General features: G+C 61.2%; 28 protein-coding genes and 1 pseudogene. 27 read left to right on the top strand and 2 right to left on the bottom strand.

Going from position 1 to position 23,354, the window contains the following annotated elements; genetic code table 11:
* The first annotated feature begins 1 nt into the window (after position 1).
* The 15 genes from QM801_RS12695 to QM801_RS12625 all read left to right on the top strand — a co-directional run bounded on the left by QM801_RS12695 (position 2) and on the right by QM801_RS12625 (position 11,537).
* Positions 2–1,042 carry a flagellar hook-associated family protein gene (locus QM801_RS12695; protein WP_415019580.1) on the top strand — a complete coding sequence of 347 codons (1,041 nt, stop codon included), beginning with the start codon at positions 2–4 and terminating at the stop codon, positions 1,040–1,042.
* Positions 1,043–1,056: 14 nt separating this feature from the next.
* A complete protein-coding gene (gene flaF / locus QM801_RS12690; RefSeq protein ID WP_415019579.1) occupies positions 1,057–1,413 on the top strand; it encodes a flagellar biosynthesis regulator FlaF in 357 nt (118 codons plus the stop codon).
* Positions 1,410–1,832, top strand: coding sequence for a flagellar biosynthesis repressor FlbT (gene flbT / locus QM801_RS12685; RefSeq protein WP_415019578.1), 423 nt, complete (start codon positions 1,410–1,412; stop codon positions 1,830–1,832). Before flaF ends, flbT begins: the two co-directional genes overlap by 4 nt.
* A gap of 1 nt (position 1,833) precedes the next feature.
* Positions 1,834–2,235: a flagellar hook capping FlgD N-terminal domain-containing protein gene (locus QM801_RS12680; RefSeq protein ID WP_415019577.1), complete on the top strand. Its 402-nt coding sequence runs from the start codon at positions 1,834–1,836 to the stop codon at positions 2,233–2,235.
* Complete coding sequence (locus QM801_RS12675; RefSeq protein WP_415019576.1) at positions 2,232–2,498, top strand: flagellar biosynthetic protein FliQ; 267 nt, start codon at positions 2,232–2,234, stop codon at positions 2,496–2,498. Before QM801_RS12680 ends, QM801_RS12675 begins: the two co-directional genes overlap by 4 nt.
* A gap of 54 nt (positions 2,499–2,552) precedes the next feature.
* Positions 2,553–4,637: a flagellar biosynthesis protein FlhA gene (gene flhA / locus QM801_RS12670; RefSeq protein WP_415019575.1), complete on the top strand. Its 2,085-nt coding sequence runs from the start codon at positions 2,553–2,555 to the stop codon at positions 4,635–4,637.
* The gene (locus tag QM801_RS12665) at positions 4,634–5,389 is read left to right on the top strand and encodes a flagellar biosynthetic protein FliR (RefSeq protein ID WP_415019574.1); all 756 of its coding nucleotides are present in this window, start codon (positions 4,634–4,636) and stop codon (positions 5,387–5,389) included. The genes flhA and QM801_RS12665 overlap by 4 nt, the downstream gene beginning before the upstream one ends.
* Positions 5,386–5,772 carry a hypothetical protein gene (locus QM801_RS12660; protein ID WP_415019573.1) on the top strand — a complete coding sequence of 129 codons (387 nt, stop codon included), beginning with the start codon at positions 5,386–5,388 and terminating at the stop codon, positions 5,770–5,772. The genes QM801_RS12665 and QM801_RS12660 overlap by 4 nt, the downstream gene beginning before the upstream one ends.
* Before the next feature lie 39 nt (positions 5,773–5,811).
* The gene (locus QM801_RS12655) at positions 5,812–6,414 is read left to right on the top strand and encodes a hypothetical protein (protein ID WP_415019572.1); all 603 of its coding nucleotides are present in this window, start codon (positions 5,812–5,814) and stop codon (positions 6,412–6,414) included.
* Between the two features lie 31 nt (positions 6,415–6,445).
* Positions 6,446–6,808: a hypothetical protein gene (locus QM801_RS12650; RefSeq protein WP_415019571.1), complete on the top strand. Its 363-nt coding sequence runs from the start codon at positions 6,446–6,448 to the stop codon at positions 6,806–6,808.
* Positions 6,809–6,817: 9 nt separating this feature from the next.
* Positions 6,818–7,285, top strand: coding sequence for a hypothetical protein (locus tag QM801_RS12645; protein ID WP_415019570.1), 468 nt, complete (start codon positions 6,818–6,820; stop codon positions 7,283–7,285).
* A 15-nt stretch (positions 7,286–7,300) separates the two neighbouring features.
* Positions 7,301–7,891: a hypothetical protein gene (locus QM801_RS12640; RefSeq protein ID WP_415019569.1), complete on the top strand. Its 591-nt coding sequence runs from the start codon at positions 7,301–7,303 to the stop codon at positions 7,889–7,891.
* Between the two features lie 58 nt (positions 7,892–7,949).
* The gene (locus tag QM801_RS12635) at positions 7,950–8,909 is read left to right on the top strand and encodes a diguanylate cyclase domain-containing protein (RefSeq protein WP_415019568.1); all 960 of its coding nucleotides are present in this window, start codon (positions 7,950–7,952) and stop codon (positions 8,907–8,909) included.
* A 250-nt stretch (positions 8,910–9,159) separates the two neighbouring features.
* A complete protein-coding gene (locus QM801_RS12630; RefSeq protein WP_415019567.1) occupies positions 9,160–9,852 on the top strand; it encodes a response regulator transcription factor in 693 nt (230 codons plus the stop codon).
* A 125-nt stretch (positions 9,853–9,977) separates the two neighbouring features.
* Complete coding sequence (locus tag QM801_RS12625; protein WP_415019566.1) at positions 9,978–11,537, top strand: FMN-binding glutamate synthase family protein; 1,560 nt, start codon at positions 9,978–9,980, stop codon at positions 11,535–11,537.
* A 78-nt stretch (positions 11,538–11,615) separates the two neighbouring features.
* Here the strand turns inward: QM801_RS12625 and QM801_RS12620 are convergent, their stop codons facing one another.
* Both QM801_RS12620 and QM801_RS12615 read right to left on the bottom strand, forming a co-directional pair.
* Positions 11,616–11,996: a MerR family transcriptional regulator gene (locus QM801_RS12620; protein ID WP_415019565.1), complete on the bottom strand. Its 381-nt coding sequence runs from the start codon at positions 11,994–11,996 to the stop codon at positions 11,616–11,618.
* Between the two features lie 204 nt (positions 11,997–12,200).
* On the bottom strand, positions 12,201–12,653 hold the full coding sequence (locus QM801_RS12615) for a MerR family transcriptional regulator (RefSeq protein WP_415019564.1): 453 nt from the start codon (positions 12,651–12,653) through the stop codon (positions 12,201–12,203).
* 288 nt (positions 12,654–12,941) lie between these two features.
* On the opposite strand from QM801_RS12615, the gene QM801_RS12610 reads away from it, so the two are divergent.
* The 12 genes and pseudogenes from QM801_RS12610 (at position 12,942) to QM801_RS12555 (ending at position 23,314) form a co-directional block, all read left to right on the top strand.
* Positions 12,942–13,172: a hypothetical protein gene (locus tag QM801_RS12610; protein ID WP_415019563.1), complete on the top strand. Its 231-nt coding sequence runs from the start codon at positions 12,942–12,944 to the stop codon at positions 13,170–13,172.
* Positions 13,173–13,292: 120 nt separating this feature from the next.
* Entirely contained in the window at positions 13,293–15,017 is a 1,725-nt protein-coding gene (locus QM801_RS12605; protein WP_415019562.1) for a methyl-accepting chemotaxis protein, read from the top strand.
* Positions 15,018–15,390: 373 nt separating this feature from the next.
* Positions 15,391–17,130 (top strand): PAS domain-containing methyl-accepting chemotaxis protein, encoded by a 1,740-nt coding sequence (locus QM801_RS12600; protein WP_415019561.1) that lies wholly within the window; start codon positions 15,391–15,393, stop codon positions 17,128–17,130.
* A 71-nt stretch (positions 17,131–17,201) separates the two neighbouring features.
* Positions 17,202–17,489, top strand: coding sequence for an STAS domain-containing protein (locus QM801_RS12595; protein ID WP_415019560.1), 288 nt, complete (start codon positions 17,202–17,204; stop codon positions 17,487–17,489).
* On the top strand, positions 17,486–17,851 hold the full coding sequence (locus tag QM801_RS12590) for a response regulator (RefSeq protein WP_415019559.1): 366 nt from the start codon (positions 17,486–17,488) through the stop codon (positions 17,849–17,851). Before QM801_RS12595 ends, QM801_RS12590 begins: the two co-directional genes overlap by 4 nt.
* A gap of 9 nt (positions 17,852–17,860) precedes the next feature.
* Positions 17,861–20,035: a chemotaxis protein CheA gene (locus QM801_RS12585; RefSeq protein ID WP_415019558.1), complete on the top strand. Its 2,175-nt coding sequence runs from the start codon at positions 17,861–17,863 to the stop codon at positions 20,033–20,035.
* Positions 20,036–20,043: 8 nt separating this feature from the next.
* Positions 20,044–20,502, top strand: coding sequence for a chemotaxis protein CheW (locus QM801_RS12580; RefSeq protein WP_415019557.1), 459 nt, complete (start codon positions 20,044–20,046; stop codon positions 20,500–20,502).
* Between the two features lie 5 nt (positions 20,503–20,507).
* The gene (locus tag QM801_RS12575) at positions 20,508–21,065 is read left to right on the top strand and encodes a CheR family methyltransferase (RefSeq protein ID WP_415019556.1); all 558 of its coding nucleotides are present in this window, start codon (positions 20,508–20,510) and stop codon (positions 21,063–21,065) included.
* 1 nt (position 21,066) lies between these two features.
* Positions 21,067–21,366, top strand: a complete 300-nt coding sequence (locus QM801_RS12570) for a CheR family methyltransferase (protein WP_415019555.1) — start codon at positions 21,067–21,069, stop codon at positions 21,364–21,366.
* Positions 21,363–22,401: pseudogene (locus QM801_RS12565) on the top strand (protein-glutamate methylesterase/protein-glutamine glutaminase). Before QM801_RS12570 ends, QM801_RS12565 begins: the two are co-directional and overlap by 4 nt.
* Positions 22,398–22,787 carry a response regulator gene (locus QM801_RS12560; RefSeq protein WP_415019554.1) on the top strand — a complete coding sequence of 130 codons (390 nt, stop codon included), beginning with the start codon at positions 22,398–22,400 and terminating at the stop codon, positions 22,785–22,787. Before QM801_RS12565 ends, QM801_RS12560 begins: the two are co-directional and overlap by 4 nt.
* Positions 22,784–23,314 carry a chemotaxis protein CheD gene (locus tag QM801_RS12555; RefSeq protein ID WP_415019553.1) on the top strand — a complete coding sequence of 177 codons (531 nt, stop codon included), beginning with the start codon at positions 22,784–22,786 and terminating at the stop codon, positions 23,312–23,314. Before QM801_RS12560 ends, QM801_RS12555 begins: the two co-directional genes overlap by 4 nt.
* Positions 23,315–23,354 lie beyond the last annotated feature (40 nt).

The following is a 23,354-nucleotide window of genomic DNA, read 5'->3' as shown; positions in this document are numbered from 1 at the left end:
CATGCTCCTCGAACGCACCACGACATCACTCCTGAACGGCGCCATGCGCAATTCCACGCGCCAGCTTCAGGTTGACCTTCAGAACGCCCAGACGGAAACCTCGACCGGGCGCTATGCCGATGCCGGCCTCGTTCTCGGCGCCAATGTCGGACGCAATCTTGACTGGCGCTCCGAAATCGAACGTCTGACGACGACACTGAAGCGCAACGACATGTCGGCTGAGCGGGCCAAGGTCACGCAGGCCGGTGTGGAAGCCGTCAAGGACCAGGCTTCCTATCTGATGAACACCATTGTGGGCGCACGTTCCGCAGCCAATGGCGGCGCTCTCGCCCGCACGGCTGGCGAGAATGCCATCAACGGCATGATGCAGATCCTGTCGACCACCTATTCCGGACAGTACGTTTTCTCGGGCAATACGCCGGACAGCGCGCCGCTGGCCGACTACGTCGGTGGCCCCGCCCAGGGCGCCTTCGATGCGGCCTTCCAGGCCGAGTTCGGCTTTGCCAAGACGGATCCGCTGGCCTCCACGATCACGCCCTCGCAGATGCAGACCTTCCTGCAGGGCCGCTACGACGATCTGTTCAAGGACCCGCAGTGGACCAGCGACTGGTCGACCTCGTCGGCCGAGAACCAGAAGGCCCGCATCGACGGCACGACCACCGTCAATGCCGACGCCAACGCCAATGAAGATGCCTTCCGTCTTGCGATGAAGGCCGCCGTCGCGGCCTACGAGCTTGGCGGCACGAGCATCGGGCAAGGCACATTCCAGGTTGTGGCCGATACGGCTGCAAAGACGCTTTCGCAGTCTGTTCAGGCACTTGGCGATGTTCAGGCCCGCGTAGGGTTCGCGGAGCAGGCTATCGAACAAGCCAATACCCGCATGACATCGAAAAAGACCTTGCTCGAAACCTCTGTAACAAAGACCGAAGGCGTCTCGGCTTATGACGCCGCGACTCGTCTCAATGCGCTCACCACGCAGCTTGAGGCGTCCTACTCCGTGACGGCACGTATTTCGAAGCTCTCTCTCCTGAATTACCTATAGCCGCAGGATAGCAAATGTATCAGCAACTTTATGAAGAAGTCGCACAGGAAGCCTCGCACCGCATCAGGCAGGACGAGCAGAGAGCGTTCCGTCATTCGATCGGCCTGATGGAAAAGGCCCGCAAGGCCGGCGCGAATTCGCGCGAGGCCGTGGAGGCCATTTTCTTTTTGAATCGTCTCTGGGGCGTGCTGCTGGAAGACCTGTCACGGCGTGACAACGAACTTCCCGACGACCTCCGCGCCAAGCTCATTTCCATCGGCATCTGGATCCTTCGCTACGCAGAAGAACTGCGCCAGGGCAAGAAGTCCGACTTCCTGCCGATCATCGAAGTTTCCGAATGCATCAGCAAGGGTCTCGGGCAGAACCAATGATCATCCACCTCAAGAAGAACGAGAAGCTCTTCATCAACGGCGCCGTGATCATGCTGGACCGCCGCGGTTCGATCGAGCTTCTCAATGACGCGCAGTTCCTGCTCGCCAGCCACGTGATGCAGGTGGAAGACGCGACCACGCCGCTGCGCCGCCTCTATTTCGTCGTGCAGACCATGATCATCGATCCGGCAGGCGCCGAATTGACCCGCACGCTGTTCGACACGCACCACGCGCAGCTCTGCGCCGCGGTGAGCCTGCAAGCCTACCAGGAATTGCTGGCCCAGGTGAAGAAGCTGGTGAAAGAGACCGAATACTTCGAAGCCCTGAAGCTGCTTCGCAAGAATTTCGACATGGATGAAGTATTGATGGCGAAGATGGCGGGGCAGACTGCCGCGCAGTCGCAGACAAAGGCAGCCTGACATGATCGTGAACCCCACAGTCACCGGCAACCGCGTTGTGACCGCCAAGTCCGATGCCACGAAAACCGGCCTCGACTATGACGCCTTTCTGAAATTGATGCTGCAGCAGTTGAAGTCCCAGGATCCGCTGAACCCGGTGGACCAGGCGACCAACCTTGCCCAGCTTGCTTCCTTCAGCAATGTCGAACAGGGCATCAAGCTCAACGACAAGCTCAATGATCTCTTGCAGCGGACTTCGGTTGCCGAAGCAACCGCGCTCATCGGCAAGAACGTACAATCCTTGGTGAGTGGCGCGTCAGGCATAGTCGCAGCAGTGGAAGTGACTTCCTCGGGATCACAGGCCGTTCTGAGCAACGGAACGAAGATACCGGTGTCCGAGGGAATTCGCATTACGGGATCATGAGCGAAATAGACGCTCTCGAAATCATTCAAACGGTTCTCTGGACGATCATCATAGCCTCAAGCCCGCTGGTTCTGCCGGCGATGGCAGTTGGTATCGTCATCGCCTTTGGCCAGGCGCTGACCCAGGTCCAGGAAGCAACCCTCACCTTCGTGCCGAAGATGCTCGTCGTCTTCTTTGCCGCCATGCTGGCCGGGTCCTTCATCGCCTCGCAGCTGAATGCGGTGACCGAGCAGCTTTACGGCCGCATCGCCACGGGCTTCTGAACAACCTCAGGCAAGCTCCGCTTGCGATTCCTGTGTGCCCAGGAGTGATTTGATTTGAGCACGACCCAACAGATTGGCGTTGCCCCGCGGCGTTCAGGCGATATCGGCTTCGCCCTTGGCGTCATCGCCATTCTCGCGATCCTCTTCGTTCCCATTCCCAGCATCCTGCTGGACATGGGGCTCGCCATGTCGCTGTCGCTCGCCATCCTGATCCTCATGGTCTCGCTGTGGATCGAGCGGCCGCTGGACTTCTCTGCTTTCCCGATGGTGCTCCTCGTCACCACGATGCTGCGCCTTGCCCTCAACGTCGCCACCACGCGCCTTATCCTCTCCCACGGCCACGAGGGCACGCGGGCGGCAGGCAACATGGTGGGCGGCTTTGCCGATCTCGTCATGGGCGGCGACTTCGTCATCGGTGCCGTTGTCTTCATCATCCTGCTTACCGTCAACTTCATCGTCATCTCGAAAGGCGCCACGCGTATCGCCGAAGTGGGCGCCCGCTTCACCCTCGATGCCATTCCCGGCAAGCAGATGGCCATCGACGCCGACCTCTCGTCCGGCCTGATCGACGAGGCCGAGGCCCGCCGCCGCCGCGCCGAACTGGAACAGGAAAGCGCCTTCTACGGCAGCATGGACGGTGCATCGAAATTCGTGCGCGGTGACGCCATCGCCGGCCTCATCATCACGTTCGTCAACTCCTTCGGCGGCGTCATCATCGGCGTCACGCGCCACGGCATGGACTTCTCGACCGCCGCGGACGCCTTCATCAAGCTCACGGTGGGTGACGGCCTTGTCACCCAGATTCCGGCGCTGATCGTCTCGCTCGCCGCCGGTCTTGTCGTCTCCAAGGGCGGCAACCGCGGCACCGCCGACCGCGCCATCATCGCCCAGCTCGGCGGCTATCCCAAGGCGCTGATGATGGCGGCGGGCATGCTGCTGGCGCTGTCGCTGATGCCCGGTCTGCCTTTCTTTCCCTTCGCCATTCTGGGCAGCACGCTCATGGCGGGCGTCTTCATCATCCGCCGCACCCGCGCCGATGAGGAACGCAAGGCGGAGCTCGCCCGCAAGACGCAGGCCGAGGAGGGCAAGAAGGCCACCGAGAAGGAATCAGCGAAGTCGCTGTTGCGCACGCCCGAGATCGAGCTGTGCCTCGGCAAGCAGATCATGGGCATGATGATGGCCAACCAGGCGGAGCTCGGCCATCGCGTCGCCAAGATGAGGCGCAAGTTCGCGCAGCTCTATGGTTTCGTCGTTCCCGAGATCAAGCTCACGGACGACGTGCGGCTGGCGCCCAAATCCTATTGCATCAAGATCCACGGCACGGAAGTGGCGAGCTACGAGCTGCGGCCCCATGAGGTGTTGGTCATCACCGCAGGCAAGGGCAGGCCGGACGTGCCGGGTGATGATGCCCGTGAACCGGCCTTCGGTCTCGAAGCCATGTGGGTGCCGGACATGTTCGCGTCGGAACTGAAGAGCGCCGGCTACAGCGCCTTCGATCCGGTGTCGGTGATGCTCACCCATCTCTCGGAAATCGTTCGCAACAACCTCTCGCAGCTCCTGTCCTATCGCGACATGCGCGCCCTCACGGACGGTCTCGAACCCGAGTACCGCAAGCTGCTCGAGGAGATCACCCCCGGATCGCTCTCCTTCTCGTCGCTGCAGGCCGTGCTCAAGCTGCTGCTGGCCGAGCGGGTCTCCATCCGCAATCTGCATCTGGTGCTGGAATCGATTGCCGAAATCGTGCCCCACACCCGCAAGCCGGAATTGATCGCCGAGCATGTGCGCATCCGCATCGCCCAGCAGATCTGCGGCGACATCAGCACCAACGGCAAGCTCCGGGTCGTTCGTCTCGGCAGCCGCTGGGACGCCACGTTCCTGCAGGCGCTGAAGCGTGACAACAAGGGCGAGGTGGTGGAGTTCGACATCGAACCGAAGCAGCTTGAGGCCTTCGCCAGCGACGCCTCGCGCTCGATCAAGCCGCATGTGGAGCAGGGGCTCAGCTTCTGCCTTGCCTGCTCGCCGGAAGCGCGACCCTATGTCCGCATGATCATCGATCGCGTCTTCCCCAATCTGCCGGTCCTGTCTCACGTGGAAATCGCCAAGGCGGTCCAGATCGAAGTCATCGGCTCGCTGTCATGAGCGAGGCGCTGCTCACGCTCCTCTGGGTCTACATCCTCGTCTTCGCGCGTTTCGGCGCGGCGCTGGTTCTCCTGCCCGGCCTTTCGAACGCACGTTTTCCCGTCACCATCCGCATCTTCTTTGCGCTTTTCCTCACGGTGGCGCTCACCCCCATGCTGATGCAGCAGTTGCAGCCCGCTTTCGCGCCCGGCGCGCGGTATCAATCTGCCCTGATCACCGAAGTGATCGTCGGTCTCGCCTTCGGCTTCTGGGGCTTCTGCTTTCTCCATGCCAGCCGCTTCGCCGGTTCCATCATTTCGTCCGTCATCGGTCTGGCCGGCATTCCGGGCCAGCCCATCGACGAGCATGATCCGACCACGCCATTGGGTTCGCTGCTCTCGCTGGGCGCCACGGCGATCGTCTTTGCCACCGACCTGCCGATGATGAGCATCGAGGCGCTGTCGCGGAGCTATGAAACCATCCCCGTGATGGGGGCACCCGCGGGCGATTGGCTGGCCCAGAACACCATCCGGCTGGTGCGCGACACCTCGATCATTGCCGTGCAGATGTCGAGCCCCTTCATCGTGCTTGTGGTCGTCACCAACCTTGCGCTTGGATTGTGCGGCAAGTTCACGCCACAGCTTCAGGTTTATTTCGCGGCCCTCGGCCTCACCATCCTGCTCTCGTTCTTGCTGCTGGGATGGATTTTCCCCAATCTCGCCTACCTGCCGGCCGAAGCCTATTCGAGCTGGCTCAAGCAGGCCCTGCAATGACGAGAGACATCCGCAGCCTGCAGCGCCTTCTCAAGGCGCAGGACCTCAAGACCCGTGCGACGGAGGCTCAGCTCGGCACGCTCAAGATCAGGCTCGGCGAACTCCATGCGGAGGAGGAATCCTGCCTGGCGCTGCTGCAGAACCAGTCCTTTGCCGTTGGGCTTTTGTCGCGGTCCCTGACCAAGCGGATGGCTGGCCTTGCGGCCCGCAAGGAGAATGTCGCCCGCCGCATCTCCGAGACCGAGGAGAAGGTGAAGCTCGAAACCCTGCGGTCCGACAAGGTGCAGGAATGGCTTGATCATGCCGAGGAGCACGCGGAGGAGGAGCGCCTTGCCGAGGTGGCGCAGGACGACGTCGCCAACAAGATTCACACAAGTGGCTGATGCTAGCGTGAAGCGCTGATTGAACACGGGAGCAGTCCGATGTCCTCCGACATGATCATGGGCGTGATGCAGGCCGCAAATGCGTCGAAGGCGATGCGGGCCCAGACCCGGCTTGCCCAATTGGGCGGCAGCAACGAAGGGTTGTTCGGAAAGATCATGACGGCGCTGGGAAACCGCACCGAGAAGACGAAGCCTGCCGCTGATCCGGCTGCCCTCGGCGATGACCTGATCGCGCAGGTGATGGCCGCGGCCGACCCTGCAAAGGTTCAGATGGCCGAGGCCAAGCTCGTCTCCATCGGTGGCATGCCGTCTGCCGTCGCCGATGCGTCGGCTAGCCCTGCCGATCCGGCCCTGGCGCAGAAGCGCGAGGCGGCGAAGAAGCTCGAAGGCGCGCTTCTTGCCTCGGTCGTCGACGACATCATTCCGAAGGATTCCGCCACTCTCTATGGAGAGGGTACATCCGGCAACATTGCACGCCAGTTCCAGGTCGAGGCGCTGGCCGAGGCCGCCGCCGAGACAGAGCCGCTTGGCCTTGCCAACCAGTTCTATGGCAACGGCGCCACCCAGCAACAGGAACCGCTGCGGCGCGACCAACAGTGGCCTTACTTCGGCCGCAGCAAGATCACCCCCTATGCAGCCTGAGACGTGAAGGCCTGCCGACAGGAAACACCACATGAACATGCCGGCACAATCATCGCAGCAGAATTCCATTGCCAACATCCTCACCAATCTGCGTGAGGTGCTGTTGGAGGAGAACGCGCTGCTGGAAAGTGGCCAGCCGCATGACCACCAGCGCTTTGTCCGCAGCAAGAACCAGATCCTGCGGGACCTGATCGTCTGCCAGCGCACGCTGCCGCCGCTTTCGGAGCTTCCGGCTGTGCGCGAACAGTTCCAGGGCGTGCGCAAGCTTGTGGACCGCAATCACTTCCTGCTCCGCACCCACGTGGAAGCGATGACCGAGATCACTTCGCTGCTGGCCGAAGCCGAGATCTCCGAGGATGCGGATGGAACCTACTCCCAGCGCAGCGTGGGCTAGCGCGCGGAGATGCTGAAGCTTGCCATCGTGGGACTGATCGGAGCCCTGTCGGCAGCGGGCGGCGCCGTCATGGCGCTCACCATGCAGCAGGCCCCTGCAACCGAGGCAGACCAGCATTCCGCTGCAGTGATCGAGCGCGTCTCGACCGAGTTGACGGCCGTTCCGGTGGTGCATGATGGCAAGGTCACCGGCTATCTCGTTCTCAAGGTTTCGAGCAGCATCGACAAGTCGCTGGTCAAGAATGCCGGAGATGCGCTGACGCCCTATCTGAGCGATGCAGCGTTCCGAGCCGCCTTCGATTTCGCGGCAGGCGGCGTCACCGAGATCAAGGCAAAGCACGTCGAGGACATGTCGGCGGAAATCGCGCGTCTTGCCAACCAGAAACTGGGGGCGGATGCAGTGAAGTCCGTGGACCTGGAGCAGTTCAACCTTGTGCCGGCTTCCAAGATTCGCGGAAACCGGGTCACCTCCGACTGATGCGGGTGTGTGGCGATGAAGGTGACCCCACCCAACATCCTGAGTGCACTTCTCCGGCATCATGTGAAGCCGGGCCTGACGGCCAACGAGAAGTCCTCTGAGATATCGGATATCCTGAAGGAACTTTCGAACGCGCCCACCGCGGCCGAGAAGCACGCCATCATCGAACGCCTGTTGTTGCGGGAGCAGCGCGAACTGATGGCGGCAAAGCTGGCGACGCCCGACGCGATCATGAACCCGATGGAAGAGCCGCAGCCCCACACGTGGCGCATGTCGGCAAAGTCCACCGAGGTGATGAACGGTCTGAAGACCGAACATTTCAGCCGCCAGTGGGAAACCGAGGCGATCATCCGCGCGATTTTCGAGCAGGCTCATCATGGAACAGGTGCGGAAGATATCGCCGGCCTTGCCACGCCGTTCAAGCCCACGGCCCATGACATGGCGAAGGCAATCGAGTCCCTGGGGTATTCCTCGCGGGCGCTTTACCGGGATGACCCGCAGCCCTTCACGCCCGACATGGACGATCGGCCCAACGGCATGATGTCGCGTCTGGTCCTGATGACGTCCGGCATTCTGATTGTGACCGTGGTTCTGCTGATGTTGTGACCGTGTTCTGGCGTGTGTGGCGGGGTGTGGATCTGGACACACGATGAGGGGTGGAGAGATGATGACAAACGTGAAACGGCTGCCTGAAACACCATCTCCGGTGACCGATGTCCGCCGCCTGACTGAACGGGTCTCCATGCTGGAAGCCGTGGTGGAGAATTTTCCGGGCGGCCTTCTTCTCTTCGACAAGGATCTGAAGCTCGCTTTCTGCAACCAGCGCCAGCGCAAGATGCTGGATTATCCCGACTGGTTCTTCGGCGAGAACCCGCCGCATATCTCGGAGATCTTCTGGTACAACGCCACCCGCGGCGAATATGGCGCGGGCGATCCGCAGGATCACGTGGACCACCGCATGGCGCTCGTGGCCAAGCGGGAGGAACACGTCTTCGAGCGCCGCCGGCCCAATGGCACGCTTCTGGAAATCCGTGGGCAGCCGCTGGAGGGCGGGGGCTTCGTCACCACCTATCTCGACATCACCGAGCAGCGGAAAGGCCAGGATGCGCTGCGCTACCTCGCCAATCACGATGTCCTCACCAATCTGCCCAACCGCTTCAGCGCCATGGGCGAACTGGAGTCCCGCATCGCGCGGCTGCAGCCGCAGGCATCGCTTGCCGTCGTCTTTCTTGATCTCAATGGTTTCAAACCGGTGAATGACCGCTATGGCCACGCCATCGGCGACGAGCTTCTGAAGAGCGTGGCCCACCGCCTTGCCCACTCCATCCGCGAGAGCGATCATATCTCGCGCTATGGTGGCGATGAATTCGTCATCCTGATGAATTGCGGCTCCGGCCGTCACGAGGCGGAGATGCTGGCGGAACGTCTCGAGCGCAGTCTGTCGGAGCCGTTCTCCGTGAGCGACACCGAATTGTTCATCAGTGCCAGCATCGGCATCGCGGTTTGCCCGGAAGACGGTGTGCGTGTCGATGAACTGGTCGGCGCTGCTGACAAGCACATGTACGTCGCCAAGCGGAACGGCCTCTCCTACGTCAAGAGCACCGCACAACCCCGCACCGCCTGAGACCTCACGCTGCCCTCTTCCGAGTGCAGGGAGAGCCCTTCCCCAAACCTTGAAGCAAGGGGAGAGAAGTGAACATGCTTGACTACAATAACCAAGTGAAGATTGTTGAATGTCATTGACCAGTATCAACGTGGTTTAATTAACTCACTGATATTAAAGGAGAAAAGTAAGGTCATTAACCTCTCATTAAGAGCCACACAACTATGGTTAGAACACGAATCGCGTGGTTGCGATTGGCAAGGAGAGCCAAATGATTGTGCTGGTTGACGAGCGGACCGACGTATCAGATGCGTACAAGACTTCCATCGGGCGCGAGGGTTATTCGGTCGCGTCCTTCAGCCCGCCCGAGTTCATTGCCTGGTTCAATTCCCTGGGTGAGCCCGACCTGAACGCTGTCGATGCCTTCGTTCTCGGCGACTTCGCCGACCGCCCCCAGATCACCCGCAACCTCAAGCGCCGCGTGCATGTGCCGACAATCGCGCTCAATGATGTGGCCGCTCTCGACGTCACGCTTCGGTTGTTCGAAGCTGGCGCCGACGACGTCGTCCGCAAGCCCGTGCACGCACGTGAACTGATTGCCCGCATCGCCGCCATCCGCCGCCGCACCACGGTGGAGGAGGATGCGCTGTGGTCCTTCGATGGCCTGGTCATCTTTGGTGGTGGCCGCAGCCCCGAAGTAAACGGCCGTGAATTCCAGATTCCACGCCGTGAACTGCGCATTCTCGAGCATCTTGCCGTCAATCGCGGCCGCCGCTCCACGCGCGCCCAGATTTTTGCCTCCGTCTACGGCATGTTCGACGAGCGCGTCGAGGAATGCGTGGTCGAAAGCCACATCAGCAAGCTGCGCAAGAAGCTGCGCGCCGAACTGGGCTACGACCCGATCGACATGCAGCGCTACCTTGGCTACCAGCTCGTCCGCCGCGCTGCCGCTGCTGCCGCCTGAGACCCGGACCGGACGGGCACGCCATCGTGCCCGTCATCCAACTGTGACAATCCACTGGTGAGTGAAGGTGCCCTGAGTCCATCGCAAGCGGGTTGACTGCCAAGGTCACGCCGCGGGAGAGGCAAATGCACTTCATTCAGCTCCGCTTCCTGCCACTCACGCTCTGTGTGATCGGGCTCGTGGCATCGGCGGCGGCGTTCCTGCTCTGGCCCACCTACGACACGGTCTTCTTCTGGCCGCTCGCCGTGTGTGCGGCGTTGGTCGGGGTCGGCATCTCCGACCTTCTCCAGCGCAGCCGCTCCATTCTCCGCAATTATCCCGTGATCGGACACTTGCGCTTCATCTTCGAGGCAATCCGCCCGGAGATGCGCCAGTACTTCTTCGAGTCGGATCTTGACGGCGCGCCCTTCTCGCGCGAGCAGCGGGCGGTGGTGTATCAGCGCGCCAAGAACCAGCTGGACAAGAAGCCCTTCGGCACCCTGAGCGACGTCTACGAGAACGGCTACGAGTGGATGCTGCATTCGCTTTGGCCCACAACCGTGCCGGAAACAGCGCTCCGCGTGGACATCGGCGGCCCGAAGTGCAAGCAGCCCTATAGTGCATCCATCCTCAATATCTCGGCCATGAGCTTCGGTGCCCTCTCGGCCAATGCCATCCGTGCATTGAACGCAGGCGCCAAGGCGGGCGGCTTTGCCCATGACACGGGCGAGGGCTCCATCAGCCCCTATCATCTCGAACACGGCGGCGATCTCATCTGGGAAATCGGCTCGGGCTATTTCGGCTGCCGCAATCTCGATGGCACCTTCTCGGAGGATGCCTTCGTGCGCAATGCGCGGCGCAAGGAAGTGAAGATGATCGAGATCAAGCTCAACCAGGGTGCAAAGCCCGGCCATGGCGGTGTGTTGCCGGCGGCGAAGATCACCGAAGAGATTGCCTTGATCCGCGGCATCCGCATGGGCGAAGACTGCGTGTCACCGGCGCGCCACCCGGCCTTCTCCACACCACGCGAACTGATGTTCTTCATCGATAAGCTGCGGGACTTGTCGGATGGCAAGCCCATTGGCTTCAAGCTTTGCCCGGGCCGCCATGAGGAGATCAACGACCTGATCATGGCGATGCGAGATACCGGCATTGTTCCCGACTTCATCGTGGTTGACGGCAAGGAGGGCGGTACGGGTGCTGCTCCTGCTGAATTCATCGACAATCTCGGCATGCCGCTGCGGGAAGGTCTGTCGCTCATTCATTCGAGCCTCGCCGCGGCGGGCCTGCGTGACAAGGTGAAGATCGGTGCAGCGGGCAAGATCGTGACCGGATATGACATGGCGCGAACGCTGGCCCTCGGCGCCGACTGGTGCAATGCCGCCCGCGCCTTCATGTTCTCGCTCGGCTGCGTGCAGGCCCAGGCCTGCCACACCGGCCGGTGTCCTACCGGTGTTGCCACCCAGGATCTCTCGCGCCAGCGCGCCATCGACGTTCCGAACAAGGCGAAGCGCGTGGAGAATTTCCATCGCGGCACGGTGGCCTCACTCGCTGATCTTCTTGCGGCTGCGGGCTACAGCCATCCCTCGGAACTCAGCCGCCGCGGTTTCTATCGCCGCGCGGCCGACGGCCACGTGATCTCGTTTGCCGACCAGTATCAGTTCCCCAACGTGCAGCCGATGCCGTTGTTGCGCACGGCCAACTGAACCTCCCCCAGCGACACAAAAAAAGCCCCACTCCACGGAGGAGCGGGGCGTGACGGAGTTTGGACCCGTTTTGAAGGCTCAGGCCTTCGGTGACTCGTCGATGCCACGCGTCAGCTTTTCAAGCTGGCTGAATTCGCTCTTGCGGCGCTCAAGCTGCTTGGCCATGGCTTCCTTGGCGGCGTCAGGAAGCTGATCGACGCGCATGGTTTCGTTTTCCTGAATGAAGGACTTGATCGTGCGGATCGGAAGATCGAACTGGCGCAGCAGCTTGATCACCTTGAGGCGCTCCACGTCGTCCATGGCGTAAATACGGAGGCGCCCGATGCGCTTGGGCTTCAGAAGGCCGGCGCGCTCGTAGTAGCGCACGGTCTTGGGCTCGAGGCCCGTGTGTTCCGCAACCTGGCCGATCAGCCGTTGCGAGTCGGTAGGTGTGAGTTCTGACAAGCTGCCGTCGTTCATCGCTCTCGCGTCCCTTTGTTCGCTTGGAAGTGAAGAGAGGAAGCACTTCCTTGCGATCAGGATTAAACACGATGGCTTGCGGGAGGCTTGCGTGGCTGCTTCAGCCTCGTGACTGCGCTGTAAGGGAGAGACCGAAGTCCGGACAAGATGACAGCGCCTCCCTCCGCGGGGAGGGAGGCGCCACAAAAGCAGCGTGGTAAAAGATCAGTTGCTGGACGCTTCGGAATCGGAGAACGGCACTTCGTCCTGGCCATCGGCAATGATGGCGTTGGCGCCGGCGTCCTCGAGGATCGGCTTGCACAGCTTCTCGAGCCGCGCGAACTCTTCCTGGCGCTTCTTGAGCTGGATGCCGATTGCGCTCTTGGCCTCGTGCGGCAAGGCGTCCATGCGCAAGCGTCCATGGCGATCCAGAAGATCCTTGATGATCTTGATCGACATATCGAGCGCACGGAAGAACTTGATCACCTTGAGCAGCTCGACATCCTTGCTGCTGTAGACACGGTAGGTGCCCACACGGCGCGGCTTGATCAGGCCCGCACGCTCATAAAAACGAATCGTCTTGGGCTCCATACCAACGGAGTCCACAAGGTTTCCGATCAGATACATTCTTGGCCGGTTCGGATCGCCGGTTTCTTGAACTCGATCATCATCGTACATAGCTTTGCCCACCACAAGTTGAGTGCCACCCTCAGAATCAACTCACCAAAAAGCGCTCGTACGCTGCCTTGTTTATTAACAAAACTTTAAACCAAACACTACATCAACGTCGCAGATCGCTATGCAGTTTAAGCAGAGTAAGGCGCTTTAATGGCAAAAGTGCCACATTGAGCAATTTCAGGTTGTAGAATTGGCTGCGTAGGCAGGTTCCGTTTGAACCGGCGCAACTCACTTGCTAAATGACCGTGCAATAAGGTCATGAACCAGACCGGGCCGGGGGGCGCGCAAATGATCAACCAGAAGATGGACAAGGCGGGAGTCGCCAAGGCGCTTGGGCAATCCTTGCGGCAGTTCGAGCAAAACCTTCCCGCCCTGAGCGGTCTCGGCTTCCCGCCCTCATCCGGCGATGCGGATGCCTGGCACGTTGCCGATCTCCTCGATTGGGTCACCCGCCAGCAGGAAGCGCACCTGCAGTTCGTCGAAACCGTGGCCGACTTTCTCCAGCGCGCATCCGACTGACCGCCTTCGACAGCGGCGGCCGCTTCTTCTCCGCATCATCCTCGCACAACTGCCGCGGGCGATCGCAAGATCAGTGCAAGATTGCCTGCCTAGTTCTGCAGCGGGGCGCGGCGCCTACTCATGCCGCCGATTCTTGCGGGGCAGATCATGGCGGACGGGAAGAAAAAAGGCATTTCAGCTGGCCGAAAAATTCTTGGGCTGCAGATCGTTCTTGCCGTTCTGCTCGCGGCCTCGCTTTTCACGAACTATGAACAGAACATCGCCAGCGACGCTTCGGTGAAGGCCGAGGCTGATGCAAAGATCCGCATCGGAAAATTCGGTGAGCTTGATCTGCAGCTGAAGGACATGCAGTACAACATCATCCAGATCCAGCAGTTCCTCACGGATGTCTCTGCAACCCGCGGCCTTGACGGCATGGACGACGGATATGCCCACGCGGAGGAACACACCCAGAAGTTCAACGATCATTACAAGGCAGCCCATGCGCTCGCCATGGAACTGAAGGACTATGACATCCTGCAGAAGGTGATCGTCGCCAGCCAGGCCTTTCCGCCTTACTACACGACAGGGCGGCGTATGGCCGAGGCCTATGTCGCCGAAGGTCCGGCGGGCGGAAACAAGTTGATGGATCCGTTCGACAAGGCCGCCCAGAAGATCACTGACCATCTCAATACCGCACTCGCCACAGCCGAGAAGCGCCGGGCGGATACGCAGGAGCAGACTGCCAAGGCCGTCGCGACCTTCGATGCGCGTCATGATCTCTTCCAGTGGATATCCTATGCCATCGGCGGTGTGGCGCTGGTCTTTTCGGCGCTCACGTCCCTTTATACGGCGCTCCTGCAACGGCAGGCGGACCAGCAGGCGAGGCGGGCCGAAGAACTGGCCCGCGAACAGAATACCGAACGGGAAGAGCGCGAGCGACAGGCCAAGCTGGTCATCTCGAGCCTCGGCAGCGGCCTCGGCAAGCTTTCGAACGGAGATCTTTCGGCGCAGATCGAAACACCCTTCCCGGGCGAGATGGAAAAGCTGCGCGACTACTTCAACACTTCCATTCGCGCTCTCAATGAAACCATCCATTCCGTTCTCCAGACGTCAGACCAGATCCGCGCAGGCACATCCGAAATCGCGGATGCTTCGGGTGATCTCGCACGCCGTACCGAGAACCAGGCTGCAAGCCTCGAACAGGCCGCGGCCACCATCGGGCAATTGACGGGTGCGCTTCAGGAAACGGCAAGCAACTCCACGCGCGCCAGCCATTCCGCCATGTCGGCCAAGGCATCCGCCGAAACAGGCCGCGACGTGGTGGAGCGGGCCGTTACCTCCATGCGCGAGATCGCCACGAGCGCCGAACAGATCACCAAGATCATCGGCGTCATCGACGAGATCGCGCTTCAGACAAACCTGCTGGCCTTGAATGCCGGTGTCGAGGCGGCCCGGGCGGGGGACGCCGGCAAGGGCTTTGCGGTGGTGGCAAACGAGGTGCGCGCGCTCTCAGACAGGTCTGCCGTGGCGGCAAAGGACATCAAGCGGCTTCTCGGTGAATCGAATTTGAAGGTCGATCAGGGAGTCGGGCTCGTGGCGGAGGTGGGCCGGGCCCTGACCGACATCAACACCCATGTGCTGGACGTGGCCCAGATCATCAACGAGATCACACAGGCTGCGGCCACCCAGTCGCAAAGCCTGACGGAGGTCAATGCCGCAGTGAGCCAGCTCGACGAGTTCACCCAGGCAAATGCCGCCATGGTGGAGGAGGCGACGGCCGCCACCCACACACTCAATCGGCAGACGGTCGAACTTTCGGAAGTGATCGGCAAGTTCAAGGTGGGCGACGAGCGCGCCGCCTGACCGAATGTCAGTACAAGGAGGATGCCACCGGCAAGCGGAGGCATCTGATTCCGCCGCATCGCGGATGGCAAACGACAAGGCTTTGAAGCTTGCCGGAATGGTTTCCCTTTCCTTAGCGCCTCTCATACTCCGTGTGCGCCAAAAAATCAATGTATCGCAATGGTTTGTGAATTCCGCCGATGATTGCCGACGCTTCTTACCCTTGCCGCCTCCGCACGCCCTCGAAACTGCCGGGACGCCACAAGCCTCGCGCAACAATGCAGGATTAATCGACACTCGAGGCATTGAGCGGCGACAGAGATTCTCCTTGCAAACGTGCCTGATTATGCACGTCGGGTTCTCCCCGGTGTGCTGACTGTACTTGGAGAGAAAAGTGTTACTCTTTCGAAATCATGCCAACGACATCGTTGACTCGATCAACCAGTCGATGGCCGTCATCGAATTCGAGCCGTCCGGCACCATCATTTCCGCCAACGAGAATTTCTGCAGGCAACTCCAGTATGGTGGCCAGGAGATCATCGGCCAGCATCACCGGATGTTCTGCGATCCCGCCTATGCGGCGAGCGAAGAGTACAAGGCCTTCTGGCAGAAGCTCGCTGCGGGGGAGTTAGTGACGGGTGACTTCCTGCGCTTCAGGAAGGACAAAACCCCGATCTGGATCCAGGCCTCCTACACACCGATCAAGGACAAGAACGGCCAGGTGCGTTCGGTCATCAAGATTGCCACCGACAGCACGGAACGCGTGGTCGCCACAGACCGCCTGCGCAAGGTTCTGCTCAACCTCGCGGAACTCGACCTCACAGAGGTGATCAACACGCCGTTGCCGGGCGTTTACGAGAAGATCGGCGGCGCCATCAATGTGGCGCTCGAAAAGCTGCGGGTGATCATCGCCGAGGTGGTGTCCATCTCCCAGATCATCTCGGAAGACTCGGGCAGCCTGCAGATGATGACGGGCCGTTCCGCCGAACAGGTGCAGCACCAGGCCGTCGCCACGGAAAAGACCGCCGTGGCCCTGAACAGCCTCACCGTCGCCGTGAAGCAGACAGCCGCCGATGGCCAGGAAGTTCGCCACCTCGTCGACAAGGTTCTGAATGTGACAGGCGCTTCCGAAGGCGTGATGGCGCAGGCCCTCACGACCATGTCGAAGATCGAGACAAGCTCCAACGGAGTGAGCAAGATCGTCGGCCTCATTGACGACATCGCCTTCCAGACCAATCTTCTTGCCCTCAACGCGGGCGTGGAAGCAGCCCGCGCCGGCGAAACGGGCCGTGGCTTTGCCGTGGTGGCCTCGGAAGTCCGCGCGCTGGCCCAGCGGTCTGCTGCCGCCGCAAAGGAGATCAAGCAGCTGATCGCCCAGAGTTCGGAAGAGGTGAGCCAGGGCGTCGAACTGGTCGAGAAGGCAAATGGAGCCCTACTCGAGATCGCGACCGAAGTCCGCACGGTCCAGAACCTCATCGACAAGATTTCGTCGCTGAATTCTTCCCAGGCGACGAGCCTCGCCGAGATCGATGTTGCGATGAACAACATCAACCAGAACACCCAGCAGAGCGCGGGCATGCAGGAGGAAATCGGGGCCTCGGCTGCCGAGATGAGTGCTGAAGCCCGCAGGCTCTCGAGCCTCGCCAAGCGCTTCAAACTGCCTGCTGCTGAGCGGACAGGCTACCACAAGGAAACCTCCGCAGCGCCGGCGCCCCGCGCCGCAAGGCCCGCGCCCATGCCCGTTGCGCCACGCGCGCCAACACCTGTTCCCGTTGCACCCCGGCCTGCGGCCACTATGGCCGCCCGGCCCGCTGCGGCCACTATGGCCGCCCGGCCCGCTGCGGCCACATTGGCATCGTCCGCCAGCCCGTCTCCCGCCAAGGCGCAGCAGCAGATGCTGCAGAACGCCGTGAAGACCTTCGCATCAAAGGCCCCGGCATCTGTGCCAGCAAAGCCCACCACCGCAACGGCTGAAAAGCCGCGCGCGGCAGGACCTACCATGGCACCCCGCGCGCCGGTTGCTGCCGCAGCAGCCAGGCCGGCATCAAAGCCCGCACCACAGATCGCACTCGGCGCCAAGAGCGCGAGCGCAGCAATCGCAACAACGGCAGAAGAGGACTGGGAAGAGTTCTAACCGGTTGAGCGGTCCGCAGCAGTGCGGACTTTGTCTCGGGAAGCAACCAGTCGGAAGCGCAGAGGAAAGACATGGGGAACACAAGGATTGATGCAAAGGATATCAGCTCTCTTGCGGATCTGCAGAGGCTGAAGGCCGATTTCTCTGCGGCACAGGGTTCGCATGCGACCGTCGACCTGTCGCAGGTGAAGAAGATGTCGATGCTGCTGCTGCAGGTTCTTCTTGCCGCCCGTCACAGCTTCAAGGCTGCCGGGAATGAACTGAGCTTCACGGTCGAGTCGCAGGCGCTTCTCGACACATTGACCTCCGCCGGCCTGGGTGAGCTCAGGAAGGAATTTGCGACGGGTACCGCCACATGAGCCTCACGATTCTCACCGTCGATGATTCCCGCACCATGCGCGACATGCTGCGCATGGCACTCAATTCCGCCGGCATGCAGGTCCATCAGGCCGAAGACGGCGTGCACGGCCTGGAAGTGCTCTCGACCTGTTCGCCGGACTGCATCATCACCGACCTCAACATGCCGCGCATGGATGGCTTCGGCTTCATCGAGGAAGTGCGCAAGATTCCGCAATACCAACTCCTGCCGATCCTGATTCTGACCACCGAAAGCGATGCCGAACGCAAGGCAAAGGCGCGGAGCATCGGGGCCACGGGCTGGATCACCAAACCGTTTGAACCTGAGAAACTGATCTCTGTGGTCAAACGCGTAGCAAGCTGAGGCACGATCATGGATCAGATGGCATCCATCCGGCAGACATTCTTCCAGGAGTGCGAAGAGCAGCTCCAGGCCCTTGAAGAAGGGCTTGTCTCCATGGATGGCGGAGACACCTCGTCGGAGGTCGTGAACTCGGTGTTTCGCGCCGTCCACTCCATCAAGGGGGGCGCGGGTGCATTCAAGCTCTCGGAACTGGTGGAATTCGCCCACGCCTTTGAAACCGTGCTGGACGAAATCCGCGCGGGCAAGCTGGACGCAAGCCACGACATCACCCGCCTGCTGCTGAAGTCGGCAGACCAACTCTCAGACCTCGTTTCCACGTGCCGTGACAACGGCGTGATCAATCCCAACAATTACAAGTCGCTTCTCGATGAACTGAAGCATGCCAATGCAGCTGCGGGTGGTGCTGGCAGCGATGACGACAACTGGGATGACATCGACTTCACGCCCATGACCATCGACATCTCGGGTGGAGACGAGCCTGCGCCCTCAGAAGACCCCGGCAAGACATTCGAAATCTTCTTCAAGCCCCAAACCATCGCCATCCAGAGCGGCAATGAGCCCATCCTCATTCTCCGCAGCCTGATGGAACTAGGCCAGACGGTCGTCGCCTGCGAATGCTCCGCCTTGCCCAAGCTCGACGAGATGAAGGTCGATGAGGCCTATCTCGGCTTCAACATCTCCCTTCGCACCGAGAAGGGATTGGAGGCGGTCCGCGAATGCTTCGAGTTCGTTGAAGACTGCGCCACGGTCCGGATCGAGGAATGTGGTGCTGCTCCGGCAGTTTCCATTGCGCCGCCCGCTCCCGCCCTCGTCGTGGAAGAGCCGCCTGCGGTGTTGCCGCCGATGCCGCGCTTCGCCAAAGCCGTCGCTGCCCAGACGGAAGCCGCCAAGGAAGTAGCGCGCGCCGAACCCGTGATGCTCACAGCGATCGAGGGTGGCAAGCAGGATGCGGCGAACAAGCAGGACAAGGCGTTGCCCACCTCAGCCACCATTCGCGTGGAACTGGACCGCGTCGACAAGCTCATCAACCTTGTCGGCGAGTTGGTCATCAACCAGGCCATCCTCGCCCAGAGCGTGGGGCAGGCCATTCACTCCGGCGCCAACGACGTGAACAGCGGGCTCGAGGAACTCGAACGTCTGACCCGCGACATCCAGGACAGCGTCATGGCGATCCGCGCCCAGCCGGTGAAGTCGCTGTTCCAGCGCATGGGCCGCATCGTGCGCGAAGTGGCCGATGCCACCGGCAAGATCGTGCGCCTGCGCACCGAAGGCGAGACCACGGAAGTCGACAAGACCGTGATCGAGTCCTTGGCTGATCCGCTCACCCACATGATCCGCAACGCCGTCGACCACGGCCTTGAAACGACGGAAGACAGGCTCCGCGCCGGCAAGCCGGAGGAGGGGGTCGTGCGTCTTTCCGCAGCACACCAGTCGGGCCGCGTGGTGATCACCGTTGCCGATGACGGCGGCGGCATCAATCGCCCGAAGGTTCTGGAAACGGCGCGCCGCAAGGGCCTCATTCCACCCGGCGCGCAGCTCACCGAAACGGAAATCGACAATCTTCTCTTCCTCCCCGGCTTCTCCACAGCCACGGAAGTGTCCGCCATTTCCGGCCGTGGCGTCGGCATGGACGTGGTGCGCCGCTCAATCCAGGCGCTCGGCGGACGCATTTCCATCAGCTCCAAGCCGGGCATCGGCACGACCTTCACCATGAGCCTGCCGCTGACGCTCGCCGTTCTCGATGGCGTTGTCGTGTCGGTGGCTGATGATGTTTTCATCGTGCCGCTCACCAGCGTTGTGGAAACGCTGCAGCCGGAAGCAAGCAACATCCTTCCGTTGGGGCAGGGCTATGCGCTCCGCATCCGCGAATGGATCGTTCCCATGATCGATGTGGGCAAGGCGCTTGGCGTGCGCCGCACGCCGATCGATCCCGCCAACTCGGTGGCGATCCTGGTCGATACCGAGGACCGCTCGCGCTGCGCGCTTCTGGTCGATCGCATCGACGACCAGCGCCAGGTGGTGATCAAGAGCATCGAAAGCAACTACGGCGAGATTCCCGGCATCGCCGCAGCCACAATCCTGGGCAATGGCCGGGTGGCGATGATCCTCGACGTCGAGACCATCACCGAAGGCCACCAGAAGAATTTTGAAACGCCGAAGCGCGTCAGCAGAGGCGGGAGATGAGGTAAGTCATGGACAACGAAAAGGCACACGACAGACACGAATTGATCGCGTTCAAGGTGGGCGACCAGGAATTCTGCGTCGACATCATGAACGTGCGCGAGATCCGGGGTTGGACGGCAACCACGCCCATTCCCCACGCGCCGCCCTACGTGGTGGGCGTCATCAACCTGCGCGGCACCGTGCTGCCGGTGCTTGATCTTGCGGGCCGCCTCGGCAAGGAGGCCGTCACGCCATCCCACCGCCACGCCATCATCGTGGTGCAGGACGAGGGCCGCATGACGGGGCTGCTCGTGGAAGCCGTGTCGGACATCGTGACCGTGGGCGACGAGATGATCCATCCGACGCCCGAGGTCAGCGACAAGGAAGGCAGCATGTTCATCACCGGCATCGTCACCCTTGAAGGCCGGATGATCAGTCTTCTGTCTCTTGCGGCCGTTCTTCCGGCGAAGCAGGTGAAGGCGGCCTGATACAAATGGACAACGACCCGTCATCTCCGACGAGTGAGTTCAATCTGTCCCTGGAGCAATTCCATGAAATTGCCCAAGTGGTGGAGCGGATGACCGGCATCAACCTGCCGGACCGCAAGCACGCACTCGTCTATTCGCGCCTGGCCCGGCGCGTGCGGGCCCTGGGCATGAAGTCCTTTGCGGACTACACCGCCTTCGTGAAGGGGACGGATGGCACCGAAGAGCTCTTCAAGATGGCCGAGGCGTTGACCACCAACGTCACCAAGTTCTTCCGCGAAGATCACCACTTCGAACACTTCAAGACACAGCTGCTGCCGCGCCTCATCAGCTCTGCCCGTTCGGGCGGCAGGGTGCGGATTCGGTCAGCGGGCTGCTCGTCGGGACAGGAGCCGTATTCAATTGCGCTGTGCATTCTGGCGGCACTTCCGGACGCCCGTTCCTACGATATCAAGATCCTGGCCACCGACATCAATACCCAGGTCCTCGCCACCGGGCGCCGCGGCGTCTATTCGGTGGAGGATCTCCAATTCCATTCCCGCCAACCTGCGCAATTCCTGGACTGACGTGTCCGGATCGCAGTTCGAATTCGACGAAGCGGCAAAGCGCCTGATTTCGTTCAAGCAGCTCAACCTCATCGAGCCTTGGCCGATGAAGGGCAAATTCGACGCCATTTTCTGCCGCAACGTGATGATCTACTTCGCCTCGGACCTACAGTCGACACTGTGGGAACGCTTTTCCACCAAGCTCAATGACGATGGCATGATCTACATCGGTCATTCCGAGCGTGTCATCGGCCCGGCTTCCGGTGTGCTGAATATCGAAGGCCCCACCGCCTACCGCAAGAAGGTGAGGGCCGCCGCATGACCATCCGTGTGCTGATCGTCGATGACTCCCGCACCATGCAGATGGTCATGGCGCAAAAGCTGTCGTCCGAGTTCTGATATCGAAGTGATCGGCTTTGCCGGCACGGCACTTGAAGCCCGCGAAAAGATCAAGCTTCTCAATCCGGACGTCATCACGCTCGATGTCGAAATGCCCGAGATGAACGGCATCGAGTTCTTGAGGCGCATCATGAAGCTGCGGCCCATGCCGGTCGTCATGGTCTCGACCCTCACCGAGAAATCGAGCGACATCGCCATTGCGGCACTGGAAATCGGTGCAGTCGATTGCGTTGCCAAGCCGAAGGGCGATGGCAGCGAAGGTTTCGCCGGTCTCGTCGAGGCGATCCGCGGTGCTGCGCGTGCCGACGTGAAAAGTGCCGTCACGCCACAGGCAAAGCAGGTCAAGCCGGTGGAAGCCTATGCACCCGGCCGTTTCCTTGTGGCGGTGGGTTCGTCAACGGGCGGCGTCGAAGCGCTCCAGACGATCCTGATGAACCTGCCGCCCAATTGTCCACCCATTCTCATTGCCCAGCACATGCCGGGCAAGTTCACCAAGACGCTGGCCTCGCGTCTCGACAAGCTGTGTGCGCCCCGCATCTCCGAAGCCCAGGATGGCGATCCAGTGCGGCCAGGCACGGTCTACATCGCCCCCGGCAGCGATGCGCATCTCGAAATCAACGGTGGCGACACGCCGGTCTGCAGGCTTCGGCAGGCGGATCCGGTCAATGGTCACCGTCCGTCAGTCGATGTTCTGTTTGAGTCTGTGGCGCGGCATTGCGGACCCCGCTCGGTCGGCGTGATCCTGACTGGCATGGGCCGCGATGGCGCGGAGGGATTGCTGAAAATGCGGCAGGCAGGTGCTGTCACCTTCGGACAGGATGAAGGAACGTCCGTGGTCTATGGCATGCCGCGCGCCGCGAAAACTCTGGGGGCAGTCCAACGCGAACTGCCGATCAATCTTATCGCGTCCGAAATCCTCAATTCCACCAACTCATACAAAACAGGAGGTGTACTGTGACATTTGCACGGCACCTGAAAGTACTCGTCGTTGACGACACAACGGTCAGCCGCATGCTGGTCTGTGACGGTCTCTGGTCCTTCGGCGTCAAGGATGTGGTGATCGCACAGGATGGCGATCAGGCCATGAAGATGCTCATGGAAACGCCATGCCATCTCGTGATCTCCGACTACAACATGCCGAAGATGAACGGCATCGAACTGCTCAAGGCGGTCCGCTCCTACGCGCCCACCAAGACGACCGGCTTCATTCTCGTGACCGGCAAGGGCGACAAGGCGCTGATCGACGAAGGCCGCAAATATGGCCTCAACAATTTCCTTCTGAAGCCGTTCACCAACGACGGTTTGCGCAACTGCCTTGAGAGGGTCGTAGGCAAGCTTTCATGACAGACGAACGCGTCAACATCGTCCAGGGCGAATTCGCCGTGGGGGACAGGCAGGAGATCGTGATCCAGACACTTCTGGGGTCATGCGTCGCCGTGTGCGCCTATGATCCCGTGGCCGGTGTTGGCGGCATGAACCATTTCCTCCTGCCGGGGGATAGCGGCGCGAAGGGCGTGGACTACACGGTTCGCCACGGCGCCTATCTGATGGAATTGTTGATCAATGGCATTCTGAAACGCGGTGGGGACAGGAAGCGGCTCAATGCAAAGATTTTCGGCGGCGCCAATACCGTGAAAGGCATTGGCGAGCCGATCGGGCAGAAGAACATCGACTTCGCGCGCCGCTATCTCGGGGCCGAACAGATCCCGATCGTCAGCGAAAGCGTGGGGGGCAGCGTGGGGCGGCGCCTGAAGTTCTGGCCGGCCAGCGGCCGTGTGCAGCAGGCGTACATTGCTCCACCGAAGGAAGAATTCACATTGTCGTATCCAAAGGTGGGAAATGCAAAGGCGGGCGAAATCGAACTCTTCTGAGGCGCCGGGTCTTCCCGCGAACGTCTCCGGCAAGGATGTC

Origin of the sequence: Aestuariivirga sp. (assembly GCF_047600585.1) — a bacterium.
Taxonomy (GTDB): Bacteria; Pseudomonadota; Alphaproteobacteria; order Rhizobiales; family Aestuariivirgaceae; genus Aestuariivirga.
The sequence above is the reverse complement of the archived record's forward strand: the minus strand, read 5'-3'. Positions and strand labels throughout refer to the sequence as shown.

Excerpts from the sequence above, each read along its gene's own strand:
- QM801_RS12695 (WP_415019580.1), top strand. The coding sequence starts at position 2 with ATGCTCCTCGAACGCACCACGACATCACTCCTGAACGGCGCCATGCGC.
- flaF (WP_415019579.1), top strand. The coding sequence starts at position 1,057 with ATGTATCAGCAACTTTATGAAGAAGTCGCACAGGAAGCCTCGCACCGC.
- flbT (WP_415019578.1), top strand. The coding sequence starts at position 1,410 with ATGATCATCCACCTCAAGAAGAACGAGAAGCTCTTCATCAACGGCGCC.
- QM801_RS12680 (WP_415019577.1), top strand. The coding sequence starts at position 1,834 with ATGATCGTGAACCCCACAGTCACCGGCAACCGCGTTGTGACCGCCAAG.
- QM801_RS12675 (WP_415019576.1), top strand. The coding sequence starts at position 2,232 with ATGAGCGAAATAGACGCTCTCGAAATCATTCAAACGGTTCTCTGGACG.
- QM801_RS12665 (WP_415019574.1), top strand. The coding sequence starts at position 4,634 with ATGAGCGAGGCGCTGCTCACGCTCCTCTGGGTCTACATCCTCGTCTTC.
- QM801_RS12660 (WP_415019573.1), top strand. The coding sequence starts at position 5,386 with ATGACGAGAGACATCCGCAGCCTGCAGCGCCTTCTCAAGGCGCAGGAC.
- QM801_RS12655 (WP_415019572.1), top strand. The coding sequence starts at position 5,812 with ATGTCCTCCGACATGATCATGGGCGTGATGCAGGCCGCAAATGCGTCG.
- QM801_RS12650 (WP_415019571.1), top strand. The coding sequence starts at position 6,446 with ATGAACATGCCGGCACAATCATCGCAGCAGAATTCCATTGCCAACATC.
- QM801_RS12645 (WP_415019570.1), top strand. The coding sequence starts at position 6,818 with ATGCTGAAGCTTGCCATCGTGGGACTGATCGGAGCCCTGTCGGCAGCG.
- QM801_RS12640 (WP_415019569.1), top strand. The coding sequence starts at position 7,301 with ATGAAGGTGACCCCACCCAACATCCTGAGTGCACTTCTCCGGCATCAT.
- QM801_RS12635 (WP_415019568.1), top strand. The coding sequence starts at position 7,950 with ATGATGACAAACGTGAAACGGCTGCCTGAAACACCATCTCCGGTGACC.
- QM801_RS12630 (WP_415019567.1), top strand. The coding sequence starts at position 9,160 with ATGATTGTGCTGGTTGACGAGCGGACCGACGTATCAGATGCGTACAAG.
- QM801_RS12625 (WP_415019566.1), top strand. The coding sequence starts at position 9,978 with ATGCACTTCATTCAGCTCCGCTTCCTGCCACTCACGCTCTGTGTGATC.
- QM801_RS12620 (WP_415019565.1), bottom strand. The coding sequence starts at position 11,996 with ATGAACGACGGCAGCTTGTCAGAACTCACACCTACCGACTCGCAACGG.
- QM801_RS12615 (WP_415019564.1), bottom strand. The coding sequence starts at position 12,653 with ATGTACGATGATGATCGAGTTCAAGAAACCGGCGATCCGAACCGGCCA.
- QM801_RS12610 (WP_415019563.1), top strand. The coding sequence starts at position 12,942 with ATGATCAACCAGAAGATGGACAAGGCGGGAGTCGCCAAGGCGCTTGGG.
- QM801_RS12605 (WP_415019562.1), top strand. The coding sequence starts at position 13,293 with ATGCCGCCGATTCTTGCGGGGCAGATCATGGCGGACGGGAAGAAAAAA.
- QM801_RS12595 (WP_415019560.1), top strand. The coding sequence starts at position 17,202 with ATGGGGAACACAAGGATTGATGCAAAGGATATCAGCTCTCTTGCGGAT.
- QM801_RS12590 (WP_415019559.1), top strand. The coding sequence starts at position 17,486 with ATGAGCCTCACGATTCTCACCGTCGATGATTCCCGCACCATGCGCGAC.
- QM801_RS12585 (WP_415019558.1), top strand. The coding sequence starts at position 17,861 with ATGGATCAGATGGCATCCATCCGGCAGACATTCTTCCAGGAGTGCGAA.
- QM801_RS12580 (WP_415019557.1), top strand. The coding sequence starts at position 20,044 with ATGGACAACGAAAAGGCACACGACAGACACGAATTGATCGCGTTCAAG.
- QM801_RS12575 (WP_415019556.1), top strand. The coding sequence starts at position 20,508 with ATGGACAACGACCCGTCATCTCCGACGAGTGAGTTCAATCTGTCCCTG.
- QM801_RS12555 (WP_415019553.1), top strand. The coding sequence starts at position 22,784 with ATGACAGACGAACGCGTCAACATCGTCCAGGGCGAATTCGCCGTGGGG.